Source organism: Paenibacillus sp. VCA1, assembly GCF_031583795.1.
In the GTDB taxonomy this organism is placed as follows: Bacteria; Bacillota; Bacilli; order Paenibacillales; family Paenibacillaceae; genus Paenibacillus_AQ; species Paenibacillus_AQ albilobatus.
The window spans coordinates 40,261-55,534 of sequence record NZ_JAVLSX010000006.1 but is presented as its reverse complement, the minus strand read 5'-3'; the positions used below and the strand labels follow the sequence as shown (position 1 = coordinate 55,534).

14 protein-coding genes are annotated in these 15,274 nt (G+C 52.8%); 12 read left to right on the top strand and 2 right to left on the bottom strand.

The features are described from left to right. Window positions 1–3 precede the first annotated feature (3 nt). A complete protein-coding gene (locus tag RJP21_RS14800) occupies window positions 4–909 on the bottom strand; it encodes a LysR family transcriptional regulator (RefSeq protein WP_310859941.1) in 906 nt (301 codons plus the stop codon). Window positions 910–1,129: 220 nt separating this feature from the next. Here RJP21_RS14800 and RJP21_RS14795 point away from each other — a divergent pair, with 220 nt between their 5' ends. The 12 genes from RJP21_RS14795 (at window position 1,130) to RJP21_RS14740 (ending at window position 14,112) form a co-directional block, all read left to right on the top strand. Further along, window positions 1,130–1,888, top strand: a complete 759-nt coding sequence (locus RJP21_RS14795) for an SDR family NAD(P)-dependent oxidoreductase (RefSeq protein ID WP_310859940.1) — start codon at window positions 1,130–1,132, stop codon at window positions 1,886–1,888. Between the two features lie 53 nt (window positions 1,889–1,941). Next, the gene (locus RJP21_RS14790; protein WP_160038363.1) at window positions 1,942–2,685 is read left to right on the top strand and encodes an SDR family NAD(P)-dependent oxidoreductase; all 744 of its coding nucleotides are present in this window, start codon (window positions 1,942–1,944) and stop codon (window positions 2,683–2,685) included. A gap of 222 nt (window positions 2,686–2,907) precedes the next feature. Further along, the gene (locus RJP21_RS14785) at window positions 2,908–3,702 is read left to right on the top strand and encodes an arylamine N-acetyltransferase family protein (protein ID WP_310859939.1); all 795 of its coding nucleotides are present in this window, start codon (window positions 2,908–2,910) and stop codon (window positions 3,700–3,702) included. Between the two features lie 41 nt (window positions 3,703–3,743). Continuing rightward, entirely contained in the window at window positions 3,744–4,571 is an 828-nt protein-coding gene (locus RJP21_RS14780) for a sugar phosphate isomerase/epimerase family protein (RefSeq protein ID WP_310859938.1), read from the top strand. Window positions 4,572–4,890: 319 nt separating this feature from the next. Then, complete coding sequence (locus RJP21_RS14775; RefSeq protein ID WP_310859937.1) at window positions 4,891–7,296, top strand: Ig-like domain-containing protein; 2,406 nt, start codon at window positions 4,891–4,893, stop codon at window positions 7,294–7,296. A 124-nt stretch (window positions 7,297–7,420) separates the two neighbouring features. Then, window positions 7,421–8,509: a stalk domain-containing protein gene (locus RJP21_RS14770; protein WP_310859936.1), complete on the top strand. Its 1,089-nt coding sequence runs from the start codon at window positions 7,421–7,423 to the stop codon at window positions 8,507–8,509. Window positions 8,510–8,675: 166 nt separating this feature from the next. Continuing rightward, window positions 8,676–10,607 (top strand): acyltransferase family protein, encoded by a 1,932-nt coding sequence (locus tag RJP21_RS14765; protein ID WP_310859935.1) that lies wholly within the window; start codon window positions 8,676–8,678, stop codon window positions 10,605–10,607. Window positions 10,608–10,724: 117 nt separating this feature from the next. Then, window positions 10,725–11,243, top strand: coding sequence for an RNA polymerase sigma factor SigV (locus RJP21_RS14760; protein ID WP_160038375.1), 519 nt, complete (start codon window positions 10,725–10,727; stop codon window positions 11,241–11,243). Continuing rightward, the gene (gene rsiV, locus RJP21_RS14755; RefSeq protein ID WP_310859934.1) at window positions 11,233–12,120 is read left to right on the top strand and encodes an anti-sigma-V factor RsiV; all 888 of its coding nucleotides are present in this window, start codon (window positions 11,233–11,235) and stop codon (window positions 12,118–12,120) included. The genes RJP21_RS14760 and rsiV overlap by 11 nt, the downstream gene beginning before the upstream one ends. Window positions 12,121–12,270: 150 nt before the next feature. Further along, a complete protein-coding gene (locus RJP21_RS14750) occupies window positions 12,271–12,753 on the top strand; it encodes an RrF2 family transcriptional regulator (protein ID WP_160038379.1) in 483 nt (160 codons plus the stop codon). Between the two features lie 74 nt (window positions 12,754–12,827). Next, window positions 12,828–13,064 (top strand): DUF896 domain-containing protein, encoded by a 237-nt coding sequence (locus RJP21_RS14745; protein ID WP_160038381.1) that lies wholly within the window; start codon window positions 12,828–12,830, stop codon window positions 13,062–13,064. Window positions 13,065–13,083: 19 nt separating this feature from the next. Beyond that, entirely contained in the window at window positions 13,084–14,112 is a 1,029-nt protein-coding gene (locus RJP21_RS14740; RefSeq protein WP_310859933.1) for an LLM class flavin-dependent oxidoreductase, read from the top strand. Window positions 14,113–14,168: 56 nt separating this feature from the next. On the opposite strand, the gene RJP21_RS14735 is transcribed toward RJP21_RS14740, so the two are convergent. Beyond that, window positions 14,169–15,269, bottom strand: a complete 1,101-nt coding sequence (locus RJP21_RS14735) for a TFIIB-type zinc ribbon-containing protein (protein ID WP_310859932.1) — start codon at window positions 15,267–15,269, stop codon at window positions 14,169–14,171. Window positions 15,270–15,274: the final 5 nt, after the last annotated feature.

Sequence of the window (15,274 nt, the reverse complement as noted above, 5' to 3'; positions counted from 1 at the left end):
AACTTATAACTGATGCTGCAATCCGGAAATATCATGTTTGATGCGATTCAGAAAGTGCCGGGAAATTGCGGTCGAATGATGTTCCTTCCGCTGAATGACGCCCAGAAAAACGGGACTTTGCTGCGGGAAGTCAAAATCCAGGATTACGGTGTCCGAAATCGGTTCGTAAATGAACGAATAGTTCAGCCCGACGGTGACCGCCAAATGGTTTTGGCACGCCCGGCTGATCAGTGCCCGATTGTTGGTGGTGTATACGATCTCGGCCGGTCCGAACTTGGCCTGAAAATCGTCCATAAACCATTTCACATAATCATCATTATACAGTACAACCGTCTGTCGTTTAAGCTCTTCCGGCGTAATTGTTTTTTGAAAAGCGAGCGGGGAATGAATGCTGGTGGCCGCAACCATTTTAACCCGCAGCAACAATTCGTGATCCAGCCCCAAATGCTCAATCAACCGGTTTTTGTGGAGAATGATGAAGCCGAGATCGGTTTTTTCGTTCAGCACGTCGTCGATAATGTCCTGCGAGCCTTGTTCAACGATTTCGATTTTGACCTGCGGATATTTCTTCTTGAAATCAAGCACCGCTTGTTCAAGCAGCAGCATGGGTCCGGGAATCGTGGCGATTCGCAGACGCCCCTGAACCAGCTCCGAGTAGCCTTGGGCGGCTTCCTTTAATTCGTCGTATTTTTGCAGCAGCTCCGCCGCCTTTTTGATGATCATGGCCCCTTCGGCGGTGGGGACGGCTCCGGTGCGGTTCCGTTTCAAAACGGTCATGCCCCATTCTTCTTCAAGGCTGGATATCGATTGGCTTACCGCGGAGATCGTGACATGCAGGTTTTGCGCGGCCTTTGAAATGGAGCCTGTTTTCGCGACCTCGACCAAATACTCAAGTTTTTCAATATGCATAGGGTTGCCCAGTCCTTAATAGTTAATTTAAACACTAATTTAAGCTGATCTTAAATGAAATTAAATATGTTTAAATTTTGTTTAATTTATATCAATGATAACATAGAAGTAAAGCCTGAGGTACATCCTTAAACACGTGCTGCAGCATAAATCAGGCCGATATCTTTGTTTCGTTGCAGGTCAAGCTTCATATATGCCATGAGAGAAAGGGAGTCATCGCATGAGATTGGAAGGAAAAGTCGCGCTGATTACCGGAGCGGGAGCAGGCATCGGAAAAACGACGGCGCTCCGTTTTGCGCAGGAAGTCGCGAAAGTGATCGTAACCGATATCGATATGGACAACGTAAATCAAACCGCTTCGGAAATCAATCAATCCGGCGGCGCAGCTGCCGCGTTCAAGCATGACGTCAGCAGCGAGGACGATTGGAAACGAATTGCGGCCGCGGCGGTTCAACGGTTTGGTTCTATCGATATTCTGTTCAATAATGCGGGCATTTATTTCATTAAACCGATTGCCGATATCGGCTTGGACGAATGGAACCGGATGCTTTCGATTAACGTAACCGGCGTATTTCTAGGAATGAAGCATGTCATGCCGATCATGGCCAAACAGCCGAAGGGCGGTTCGGTCATCAACGCCTCCTCCATCGCCGGATTGACAGGCGCCTCGGGTCATGTGGCGTATGGCGCCAGCAAAGGCGCTGTGCGGATCATGACGAAGGACGCGGCGGTCGAATTTGCTTCGGCCAATGTGCGGGTCAACTCGATCCATCCGGCTTATATCAATACGGCGATGGGCGATTATGCAACGCAGGTGAACCAAATGTCCGCCGCCGAGCTGGGCAAACGAATGGCTCCGATGGGACGGTTCGGCACGGTCGAAGAAGTATCGAACATGGTTGTGTTCCTTGCTTCCGACGAGTCTTCCTATTGTACCGGCGCCGAGTTTGTCATCGACGGCGGCGCGACGGCAATGTAAGGCGGATCGCCGGCGTATCCGGTAAAAATTAAAATAATGAATGGGAGAGAGCAATGAAATTCGAAAATAAAGTAGCCGTGGTAACGGGCGGAGCAAGCGGCATCGGGGAAGCTTCCGTCAGAATGTTCGCCGCCGAAGGAGCCAAAGTCGTGATCGCCGATTTCTCGGAACGAGGACAAGCGGTAGCCGATGAAATGAATCAAGCGGGTTATGATGCATTATTCGTAAAAACAGACGTAACGAATGAGCAGGATGTCATTCAGATGGTGGAGCAAACGATCGCAAAATACGGCAAGCTAGACATCCTGTTCGCAAACGCGGGCATCGCGCAGGACGGCCCGGCCGATCTGCTGTCCTCCGACAGCTGGCAGCGCACGATCGACATTAACTTGACCGGCGTCTTCCTCTGCGACAAATACGCCATCAAACAAATGCTTGCGCAGGGGCATGGCGGCGCGATCGTCAACTGCGGCTCTATTCACAGCCATGTCGGCAAGGCCGGCGTTACCGCGTATGCTTCCGCCAAAGGCGGCGTCAAGCTGCTGACCCAAACGCTGGGCGCGGATTATGCAGCCAAAGGCATTCGGATCAATGCGGTGTGTCCGGGCTACATCGATACGCCCCTGATTAAAGGCAGAACCGAAGCGATTACCCAGCATCTGGTCGGGCTGCATCCGATGGGACGCCTCGGCAAACCGGAAGAAGTAGCCAAAGCCGTCTTGTTCCTGGCAAGCGATGATGCCTCGTTTATTACGGGTACCAGTCTTCTGGTGGATGGCGGGTATACTGCCGTCTAATCTATTACGCGATTCGGTTTGCCTAAATAAGAGCCGGATCGAACAAAATATGCAGCACGTGAGCCCAAACGCCCCGAAATCCGAGGGGGTTGGGCTTTTTGGTTTTCGCCGTCATCGATTCTATCGAGGCAGGTTTTTGTCGTTGCGGGAGGAGATGGACATATACATATGGAAAATTTACTTTGCATCGTTATCCTAAGAAGTTGGAGGTACTATTTCGGTATGAAAAATAACCTATCCGACCCATCCGGCATTACGGCGCGGGCGGCGGCTTATCTGGAACGCATCGGGTACGACGGAGCGGTTGAACCTACCGCAGCCGTACTCGCGCGTCTTCAAGAATGCCATATTTATCATGTCCCCTATGAAAACCTGGACATTATCAATGGCATTCCTTTATCGCTAAGCCTGGAAAATCTATACGACAAAATCGTCACCCGCCGCCGCGGCGGGTATTGCTTCGAGTTGAACGCGCTGTTCAGTTGGCTTTTGGAAGAGCTCGGCTTCCGGGTCACGCATTACTTTGCGAGATTTTGGCGTGATGAACCGGAGCCGCCGCCCATGCGCAGGCATCATATTTTAAAGGTGGAAGCGGAAGGCCGCTCGTATTTGTGCGATGTTGGCGTCGGCGGCATCGTCCCCGTCCGTCCGCTGGTGCTGGAAGAAGGGGTGGAGCAGACGATCGGTACGGAAAGTTATCGACTGGAGCGGGATCCATTTTTCGGCTGGATGCTTTGCGAATCGAAGCATGGGGAATGGTGCCGGCTGTATTCGTTTACCGAGGAACCCCAGCTGCTGCAGGATTACGCGATGGCTTCGTATTGGTGCGAGCATGCGCCCGAGTCGATTTTTACGCAATCCGCGATGGTGTTTATCCGCACGCCGGAAGGAAGAAACACGGTGGCGGGGGAGGAGTTCAGGATCTTCACATCCACTGGCGTCGATTCATGGATACCGCAAACGATCGAAGAATACCGTGAGGCGCTGCAAAAGCATTTTGGCATTGCGCTCGGTTGAGAAGAAGGATGCAGTAATCATCCGTCAAGGAGGAATAGCGAATGCCGTTTTTATCGTTAAATACTTGGAGCTTGCACAGGAATTTGGGTCCGCTCCGCTGGACGTATTGGGATGAAGAGACGAAAATGCAAAACACGGCGATCGATGATCAGCCCGAAACCATCCCGCTGCTTGACCTGCCTTTTTTGCTGCACAGGAACGGTTTTCAGGCGATGGAGCTCTGCCATTTCAACCTGCCGGATACAAGTCCGGCTTATATCCAAAAGCTTCGCGACTCGATCGCCCGATCAGGAATCCGTTTGTACGCGCTGCTTGCCGATTACGGAGATATCACGAGCCCGGATGAAGAACGCAGGGAAGCGGATGTGAATTGGATGAAAAAGTGGATCGATATCGCCTCCGCTCTCGGCGCAGAACGGATCCGTATCATTGCCGGGAATGCGGATCCTGCCGACGAGGACGCGGTCCGGTTGGCAGCGGCGCAGCTGCAGCGGCTGATCCAATACGCCTCGGATAAGCATGTCCGAATCGTTACCGAGAACTTCCATGCTTTGACCTCCACGGCGGCAAACTGCATAACCCTGCTGGACATGTGCGGTGAAGGGCTTGGGTTAACGACGGATTTTGGCAATTTCTCCGGGGAAGGCAAGCTTGCAGAATTGGGGATGACCATCCCGCGAAGCGAATCCATACATGCGAAGGCCATGACCGACGCCGAGGGCAATCCGAATGAGGACGAATTCAAGAGCTGCATGGATCTGGTCAGAAGCAGCGGTTATGAGGGCCCGATGACATTGGTGTATGATGGGCCGGGCGATATGTGGGAAGGGATTAACCGGGTCAAGGCATTAGTCGAGCCCTACCTCTAGAAACTCATTGCCGTTACGATGGAGCGCATAAATCTTTTTTGCTTAAAGAAGGAATAAGGGATGCTGATCCGGCTGATAGATTCAGGCCTGATAACTTTTATTTCCCAAAAAGAGATTAGCGTAATTATGAAAAAGGTGCGGACTTCGGCGTCCTGCACCTTATTTTTTGTCGGATCCAGGTTCTAACCGGCTGCCTGCCAAAATAAGAAAAAGTAAGCGCTTTATTTTGCGGCAAAAACCTACCTCGCATCCGTCTCCTTTCATTCTACCGACTGTGTCAAGGTCATTCACATTATGGGCAAAGGAAGTGAAGAGACTTATGGCAGCCAAACAGGGACAGGTGATGAGCCGGACCCGGAAAAAAGTTTCATGCAAACTCGGAATTTGTCTGGTTTTGGTGGTGCTTCTGCTGTTCCCCTGCATCCCTCCTGCATCGGTATCGGCCGCTGGGCAGATTACGATCGATCAGGCCGGACCGGGAGGACAGTTAGGACCGGGGATCACCCGTCTGACCGGGACTTACGGCGGGGTGTACGACATTGAAGTTGCGGTAAACGGCGATTCGATTGAAAGCGCCCATATGGAAGGAGAGGAAGCAGGCAGCTGGTATGCGGATGTCGATTTATCACCATACGACGGTCCGGTCGAAATCGTGGCGAGAGGCAAGGACGCGGCAACGCGTTACGTGGTTTGGTCTTCGTTTATGCAGATCGAAGTGGATAATCCGAAGACGAATAAGCCGCAGGTACGGGTGACCAGCCCCACGGAGCAGGAGACGGCCCAGGGAGAAGTGGCGGTTAAAGTCGAGGCTACCGGCAAAAACGGCATCGCGCGCGTTCAGGTCAGGATCAACGGAGGGGAGTGGAAGGACGCCAATCCAGCCCTCTCAGGTTATTCGTTATCCTGGGATACCCAAGCCGTTACGGGACGGATCAACAGCCTGGAGGCGAGGGCCGAGGACGTTAACGGCAATGTCGGGTACAGCCGGACCGTGTATGTCAAAAGCGGTGTCTCCGTTGAGATGGGTAACCGTAATTCCGCCGCCTCCGATGCCGAAGTTGGGACCGTAGAGGCACGATACGGTGAAGCGGCAAACGAATTCAGAAATGAAAAAAACGGTGTATTGGATGGTGAAGAAGCTCCAACAGTAACCCGGGACGTATACAGCCAAGACCGGGCGTTATGGATATGGGAAAACGAATCTTACCCGCTTGTGCTGAACCCTGGCGCCAGGACGGTGTTGGATGCGATGTCCGCGGATACGGACACGTTCGGTCAAGACCCGGTTCGAACCTGGTATTTGGCGGTCGGGAAGTATAACGGGCTTCGGATGCTGGAAGACAAACGCGCGGAATTGCGGGAATTCATCGCGTGGGCGCATGATCGCGGGTATCAGGTTCAGGCTTTGATAGCCGGCGGCACGACGCCTCCGTATTTCGGGGCGTATGAAAGATACCGGCAGCAGGCGGTTGCCGAGTTCGAAATGATATTGAATTATAATTTGTCCTCCGCCGAACGCGAACGGTTCGATGGGGTAAATATCGATACCGAGCCGTACAGCCTTCCCGATTTTAAAAGCGACAAACCTTCGGTCCAACTGCAATATCTGGATATGCTGAAAGCTTTGATGGAGCGGAAGGCAGCCTCCGGGTTATCCCTGCATGTCGGGGCGGCGATTCCCCGCTGGTTCGACACCTCTACGGACGCAACGGATATTTCCTGGAACGGTTATTTGAAACCGCTTTCCGAACACGTGCAGGATACGCTTGATTATATCTCCATCATGGATTACCGCGATCAGGCGGACGGCACCGTCGGAATCATCGATCAAGCGCGGGGCGAAATGGAGTATGCGAATAAAATCGGAAAACCGTATTCCGTCGTGATCGGCGTGGAAACCAAGGACATCGCGGACGGCGGAGATCCCGAAACGATCAGCTTTAATGAAGAAGGACGGCTGTACATGGAGGCGGAGCTGGATAAAGTGTACGCCGCTTTTGAGGGCAATCCGGCCTTTGGAGGCATTGCCGTTCATCACTACGACTCGTTGCGGAGGCTTCCTTCCGTCTGGGGACCCGGTGCGGTTTACTGGCAGGCGCCGCCGGACGCGGAGCCGCCGACAGCTGTTTCGGGAGAACTCCGGGCGACCGCGTTCGACCATCAACGGATCGACGTTGCCTATGGTCCTGCCGGGGATAATGCCGCCGTTCAGGAATATCGCATATACCGGGGGACCAATCCGAACTTTCCGCTCGATGAAGCGCATTTGGCGGGAGTTTCCACTAGACTCGTCTTCCGGGACGTCGGGCTGCTCCCCGACACGAAATATGTGTATAAGATCACGGCGGTAGACACTTCCGGAAATGAAGGACCTCCAAGCGATCCCATCAAGGCGAAAACATTGCATACTTCATTGAAACCGATGATCGTGTCGAAAATGGAAACCAAATATGACGGAACAAAAGCCACCGTCACCCTGCAGGTTGCCGACTTGAAAACCGGAAAGGCCGTCGCTGCCAAAGTGGGGGGGAGATTCACCTATATGGCCGGAAAATACGTAAACGGTACGGCTAATGCCGCAGGATCCTTTACGGCCAACTCCGAGAACGTACTCTCCCCGTCGGGCATGATCGGCTTTGCCCCAAGACAGGTCACGGCTCCCGGTTACTATTGGGCGCAGGCCTATGACATAAAGGATGGGTCGTCCGTACGTTGGGGGGATTGAAAAACGTCGAAAGACGTTTTTCTTTTTTTTCTTTTTCTAAAACTTTTTGTCCCTTCTCCCGCGTCCTAGCCCATGAGTGCAGCCAAAAGACACTTACTTTTATAGAGAGACGGAGGAACAGGATATGAAAAAGAAAACGATGAAACGGATTACATTAAGCGCGGCGGGTGCTGCAGTCATTTTGGGAATGAGCGCCGCCGGCTTGCCGGTCCATGCGATGGCTTCCGTGCAAGCCCCGGCAATCGTATCGGCCAATATGCAAGCGGCAGCGCCTGTAGCGAAGGGCGTAACGCTATCTGAAAAAGTTCTCAAATCGACAACCCCATACCTGACGGCCCATATCAAAGTGCCGCAGCTGGCAGGAATGCTGGATACGCATTACCAGGATGAATGGAATGACATCATGTTGTCGCATGCGCAAAAGGATTTGGCCAATTGGGAAAAAGAAGCGGCGGAAGCCGCCGCAAAAGCGAAGAAGGCCCATCAAGAGTTCCGCCCGTATGAACTGACCATTACCTATAGCCTGAAATCCGCCGGAACAGGCATTCCGGCCGGAATCATCTCGCTCGAGATCGTTACCGAAGGCAGCACCGGCGGCACCAGCATGCCGAGGATTGATACGTACAACGTGAAAAATGCGGCCGCCGCCGAGCGCGTTACGCTGTCCGACCTGCTAGGGGACGATTATAAAGCCAAGCTTGATGCGGACATCCTCGCGCAGATGAAAAAAGATCCGGAGAAATACTTTCTGGAAGATTACAAAGGAACGTCCGAAGAGCAAACCTTTTATATCGAAAACGGAGAATTGGCGGTCGTGTTCCCGAAATACAGCATCGCGCCGGGGTATGTCGGTTCGCCCGAGTTCCGCTTCGCATTGAAGGGGCAATCCGCCGGCAAGACGAACCATGAATCCGGCCTGAAGCTGGACTTGAAAAAAGCGGCAACCTATAAGAACGCGCGTGGTACCGAAATGGTCGCCTTGCGTGACGCCGCACTTCAACTTGGATACGAATTGAAGTGGAATCCATCCTCCAAAACGGCCGAGGTCCGCAAAGGAGCGCAGTGGACGAGCGTAACTGTTGGGAAAGACGCGTATTCTTACGCAAAAACGGCTCCGAGAGCGTTAGGCGCCGCGCCTGTGCTGCGGCAGAACAAGCTGTATGTTCCGGTTCGATTCATTTCCGACATGTTGAAGGTAGAGGTTCTGCGGTAATTTTTCCGGTTTACGGTTTGAAAAAAATGAAGGCATTCCGAAGGTAGTTCAAGCGGAATGCCTTTTTTATCTTTACATGCCTATACCAGTAAATAGCAACAACTTTTTACATACGTATTTTCGTCCTGATCATGTACAACAAATCAAAGGTTAGGATGAGTCTAAAATGAGCGACAACATGAAACTTTACAGTAATCGGCATTCGCGGCGTCTGTTGCCCCAAAAATTGCCGGGAGACAAACGGTACATGCCGGGACTCGACGGACTGCGTGCGTTTTCCGTCATGGCCGTCATTGCGTACCACATGAACGCCAAATGGGCGCAAGGAGGACTGATCGGGGTCGGAATTTTTTTCGTCATTTCCGGTTACCTCATCACGGACCAAATGATTCAGGAATGGCAGAGGCATAGAAGGCTGAACCTTATGGACTTCTGGATTCGCAGAGTCCGCAGGCTCCTGCCCGCCATGCTGGCCATGCTCGGTTTCGTCGCCTTATGGCTTTTATGCGTCGATCCGGGCAGATTACAAGACTTAAAGGGAGCTTTTCTATCTTCATTATTTTATATGAATAATTGGTGGCTTATCTATCATAAAGTATCCTATTTCGAGAGTTTTGGGCCGCCCTCGCCGATCGGGCATCTCTGGTCGCTTTCCATCGAGGAGCAGTTTTACTTGATTTGGCCGCTTCTCTTCATGATCGGACTGCACATCATTCCCCGGCGCGGCAAGCTGACGCTCGCGATGCTGGCATTGGCCGCCGTTTCGGCCTTGGCCATGGCGGTGCTGTACGTCCCGGGCACGGACCCGAGCAGGGTTTATTACGGGACGGACACACGGGCGTTTGCGCTCCTGATCGGCGCGGCCCTGGCCGTCATTTGGCCAAGCCGGAAGCTTGGCGGCAGGATATCGGCGGGAACCCGCAGTGTTTTGGATATCGCCGGATTTCTCGGGCTGGCCGTCCTGATCATGCTCGTATATCGTGTCAACGAATATGACGATTATCTTTATCGTGGCGGGTTCCTGCTCATTTCGCTGCTTTCCGCGGCCGTGATCGCCGCGCTTGCGCATCCGGCCAGCCGGATCGGCAAAGCGATGGGCTGCAAATTTTTGCGCTGGATCGGGGTAAGGTCGTACAGCCTGTACCTTTGGCATTACCCCGTCATCATATTCACTACCCCGGAGGTCCAGACGGAAGGGTCCGGCATGCTCCGCATCTTGTTTCAGCTGTCCTTGAGCTTTATTTTGGCGGCATGTTCCTACAAATATATCGAAGAGCCATTGCGCAGAGGAGGATTATTCATGAAACGAAACCAGCCGGCTTTTGCCGGAAAACGACGCCTGCGTCCTATTTTTCTTGGCGCGATGTTCCCCGCCGTCTTCATTGCGGCCGTCTGCGGGCATGTATTTTTTCAAAAAACGGAACCGGCAGCGGAAGTCGTCCAGGCGGAGGGAATGCTCACAGCACCGCACCCGGATGAGCACGAAACCTCCCACGACAAGACGAATGAAAAGGCGGACAACAAGGAGGACGTGCCACCAAAGCAACATGAAACTGATGATAAAGAGACGGCGATGGCTACGGCCCCGTCCCGCAAGCCCGCATCCGGTTTGAAGCCGCCTTCGGGTCAAGGCATTACCGCCATCGGCGACTCCGTCATGCTGGACGCCGCGCCATTTCTGGAACAAATGCTTCCCGGCATCGTCGTGGACGGCAAGGTCGGACGGCAGATGCGCCAGGCGGAGGACGTGATCGAGCGACTGGAGGCCGAAGGACATCTCGGAGACCGGATTATCATCGAACTCGGCACCAACGGTCCGTTTAACAAAAAGCAATTAAGATCCCTGCTGCAGTCGCTCGGAAAGGACAAGCAGATCATACTCGTGAATACACGCGTTCCGCGAAACTGGCAGGATACCGTCAATCGGGACATTGAAGAAGTTTCCAGTGAATTCGGCAACGCAGCGGTTGTAGACTGGTATTCGGCAAGCGAAGGAAAAGACGATTATTTCTATCGCGACGGCGTCCATTTGAAACGCAGCGGCGCCGAATATTACGCTTCCATGCTCGTAAAGGCGGTAACGGCATCCGGAAAATAATTTTTTTTCGCAGCGCAAACTTTTTGCGCCCCTTCATACGTCTTGCTTCCAGAGAGCGGGGAAGGCGCTGCCCCCCCTAAAAACCGCCAGTGACTAAACAGAGAAGGGTAATACGACATGCTGAACAGGAAAATGGAAAAGCTGCTGACGCGATGCATCAAAGAACATAAGGAAAATGTGTACAGGCTCGCGTATAGTTACGTTAAAAATAAAGAGGATGCGCTCGACATCGTCCAGGACTCGATTTATAAAGCGATGACCCATATCGAAGGGCTGAAGGATCCCGAAGCCGTCAAAAGCTGGTTTTACCGGATCGTGGTCAATACCGCGCTCGACTTTCTCCGCAGGAACAAAAAGGTTCGGACGATGGACCATGAGACGATCGAAATTTATGCATCGGGCGCGGAGGACGATTACGCGAATTTCGATTTGAACCGGACGCTTGAGGAACTGCCGGAGAAATACCGAAGCGTGATCGTGCTGCGGTATTTCGAAGACATGAAAATCGACGAAGTGGCCGCCGTGCTGGGGGAAAACGTGAACACCGTCAAAACGAGGCTGTATCAGGCGCTTCGGGTCATGCGAACGAAAATGGACGACGAATCTTCAAAGGAGATCAAATCAAATGAACAATAACATCGAACAGCTGCGAAGAGAATATCAGGACATACCGATTCCGGAGGAGCTGGATGGGGTCGTGGACAGAGCCATCGACACTTCTTTGCGCAGCCGTAAACAAAAACGCGTCAAATATACATGGATTGCCGGCGCTTGCGCCGCGGCGCTGCTCTTTCTGGTGACCATCAATGCCAGTCCGTCCGTTGCCAACGCTTTATCGTCCATCCCCGGCGTAGACCGGATCATCAAAGTGCTGACGCTGAAGGAATACGTGGTGAACGAACAGGATTACAGCGCGAACATCAAAGTGCCGGCCGTCGCCAATCTCGACAACAAGGCGTTGGAACTGGGACTAAACGAAAAATACATGAAGGAAAACAAAGCGCTTTACGACAAATTCCTAGCGGAAATCGAAGCATTAAAAAAACAAGGCGGCGGCCACTTGGGCGTGGATGCCGGCTACGAGATCAAAACAGACAACGACGACATCCTTTCCATCGAGCGTTATGTCGACAAAAGCATGGCTTCGACATCCGAAGAGTTGAAGCTCGATACGATCGACAAAAAGAAGCAGATTCTCATCACCCTGCCGATGCTGTTCAAAGACGATCAGTATATCCGACTGATCAGCGGCAATATTCAAGAACAGATGAAAACGCAAATGAAAGAAAACCCGGATAAATTTTATTGGGTGCATGGCGCCGCGGACGTGCTGCCGACGGATGAATTCAAGACGATCAAAAAGGACCAGAACTTCTATATCAACAACGACGGCAAACTCGTCATCGTATTCGACAAATACGAAGTGGCTCCGGGGTACATGGGGGCCGTGGAGTTTGTCATTCCGACCGAAGCGATCGCTGACGATCTTGTTAGCGGCCAATACATCAAATGACGTTAAAGACCGGTAAAGGGGGATGCCTTTTTCCGGTCTTTTTGCCGCTTCCGCCTGCATGGGCTTGATTTGAGCGGCAGATCGGCTATAATGTATAAAGTGGATAAGAAATATCCGCTTTATATATGATGAGGCAAGGTGACTTTTTTCATGCACATGAAAACGGGCGTTGAACAATCCGTCTATGCGATTATTTTGCTGAATATGCTCCCTGAAAAGGCCGTTCTGCCCGGCGAGGCAATCAGCCAGCAGCTTGGCGTTTCGGCCACTTATTTTCAAAAATTGCTGCGCAAGCTTGTCAGCGCCGACCTGATTGCTTCCGTGCCGGGAATCAAAGGCGGCTTTAAGCTGAAAAAACGGATCGAAGAGATTCGCGTCTACGACGTGTATCTCGCCATTGAGGGACAGCAGACGCTGTATTCTTCCAGCGGAATTTTGTGCGACATGCTTGAACTGCGGGAAGAAGATCGCTGCTGCTTTTTGTCCGATTTGATGGAAGAGGCTGAAAACGCCTGGAAATCGGTATTGAAGCAAAAAACGGTGGCCGATTTGGCCGGGGAGATGCAGGCCGAGCGTTTTGCGGGCAAACTAAAATCGCTGCAGGCATGGGTGCAGAAAACCATGGTCGTTTAACTAACGTTTCGCCGGAACAAAATACAACGCAAACGGGTCCTAAAAGATCCGAATGTGATGAAAGAGGGAATAACATGATTCCAATGTTGGCACGCATTAACGAGTTAGCCAAAAAAGAGCGCGAGGTCGGCCTAACGAACGCTGAGCGTGTGGAGCAGCAAGTGCTGCGCGAAGATTATTTGCGCGAAATCCGCGGCCAGGTGCTGAAATCCTTTGAAGGACTCACGATCATCGATCCGGAAGGAAACGACGTGACGCCTGAAAAAGTAAGACAGCATCAAGTCGAAGAAATGCGCAAGCTTCTTCATTAAGAAAGGCGAGGTGGGTATCGTGGAAAAAGCGCAAGTTACAGGTAAACAACTGAAAGACGTTACATTTTCCGTCTTGGATTTGGCCCCGGTCACCGTGGGCAGCACGCCGTCGGAGGCGTTTAAAAACACGATGAGTCTCGCCCAGCACGCCGAAGCCTGGGGATATCACCGTTACTGGCTGGCCGAACATCATAACATGCCGGGGATCGGCAGCTCCGCAACCTCGGTCGTCATCGGATACGTAGCGGGCGGAACGAATACCATCCGGGTCGGCTCCGGCGGCATCATGCTTCCGAACCATTCGCCGCTTGTCATTGCGGAGCAGTTCGGGACGCTTGAGGCGATGTATCCCGGACGGATCGATTTGGGGCTCGGCAGAGCGCCCGGCACGGACCAGGTGACGGCCATGGCGCTGCGCCGCGACGTGCGGGCCGACGGCTCGGAATTCCCCGAGCAGCTGGAGCAGCTGCGGGCTTATTTCGACCCGAATTCGAGATACAAACGCGTACGCGCGTTTCCGGGAGAAGGGCAGAAGGTGCCGATTTGGCTGCTGGGCTCCAGCGGTTTCAGTTCGGCGCTCGCCGCGAAGCTGGGGCTGCCGTTTTCGTTCGCGAGCCATTTTTCGCCCGAATATACGATCCCGGCACTGGAGCAATACCGCGAGCGTTTCCAGCCATCGGAAGATCTGGATCGGCCGCATGCGATGGTAGGCGTCAACGTGTTTGCGGCCGACACGACGGAGGAAGCGGAGTTTATCGCCACTTCGTTCCAGCAGCAGTTTTTAGGCATGATCCGGAATACCCCCGGCCAGCTGCCGCCACCGGTCAAGTCCATGGACGGACTTTGGACCGAGCAGGAGAAATATATCGTCATGAGCCGGCTTTCCACCGCGATCATCGGCAACCCCGAACAAGTTAAACGTCAGCTGCAGGCGTTCCTGAACGAAACCCAGGCGGATGAAATGATCGTCAACTCGGCGATTTACGATCATCAAGCCCGTCTGCGCTCGTACGAAATCGTGGCGGAAATCACGGGCATGAAGAAATAAATAAGAAAGACCGGTCAGCAGGAGAAATCCCGCGCCGGTCTTTTTACTGTAAGAATTTAATTAGGCTCATAAAAATATCCGATGATGGCTGCGACGACGATGATGCAGAACAGCACGAAAAACGTAATTTTCCACCCGCTTCGCGGCACTTTGCCGCTGACGCTGCCCGTTTCGCCGTTTACCATGAAATGGTATACTTTGTTCTTGAACGTATAAGTCGCATTCCATAACGGAAGCAAAATATGTTTGTACGTCCGGTCGTCATATTCCGTATCGATATTCAAGTTCCGGATTTCATCTCCGCCGATTTTGCTTTTGATCCGGCTTTCTAGATCTTCGTCGATCCGGTATTTCGCTTGCGACCATCCGTCGCGCAAGGAAACGTTGTAACGCTCTGCTACATAACCGCTGAGAAATTCGGGTTTATACGGCAGAAGATCATCGAGGCTGAAATCGTCGAACCGTTCGATGATTCTGCTGTCATGGCGGTCGGAGGCCGGGATGAGCACATCATTGAAAAATTTGCTGTACGACCCGCTGGTGGAGTGCCATACGGTATAGCGAACCTGCTCCTCGTACGTTTCCGTTTTGCCGTCCACCGTCCGCGTGCGCGTCTCCGTCCGGTAATGATGGGTCCCGACCTCCGCCGAATAATCGGATTCGGTCTGGGCGTCAAACGTCCAGAACGGAACGTAAATGCCCGTCACGTTGGTGTAGGTGCGCTGCTTTTTAAAAGCGTTCGGCACGAACCATTTTTTCTTTTTCCATTTGAGGAAAAGCTCGTTTGCTTTTTCTTTCGTAATATGAAATGGGATGATGGATTCGGGCCGGATGCTGTCAGCGCTTCCTTGCGGCAGCACCTTGGGCGATCCGCAAAAGGCGCATGTGAGCGCGGTCTGCTGGGCCGGAATCAGCGTCTCGGCGCCGCAGCTTTCGCATTTGATCACCTGCTGTTCGGTCCCCCAATCCATTAAGGACTCATCGTCTTCATCCGAAAAATCCAGCTCGTATTCGTCCGGCTCCTCATAATCCTCCGGAATGTCGATCGGCGCCAAATGGCCGCAATACGTGCATTTCATCTGCTGGCTTTCGGCGTCGAACACCATTTGCGCCCCGCAACCGGGGCAAGGGAAGCGAATCGGGGCTTCAACCGTCATAGTCG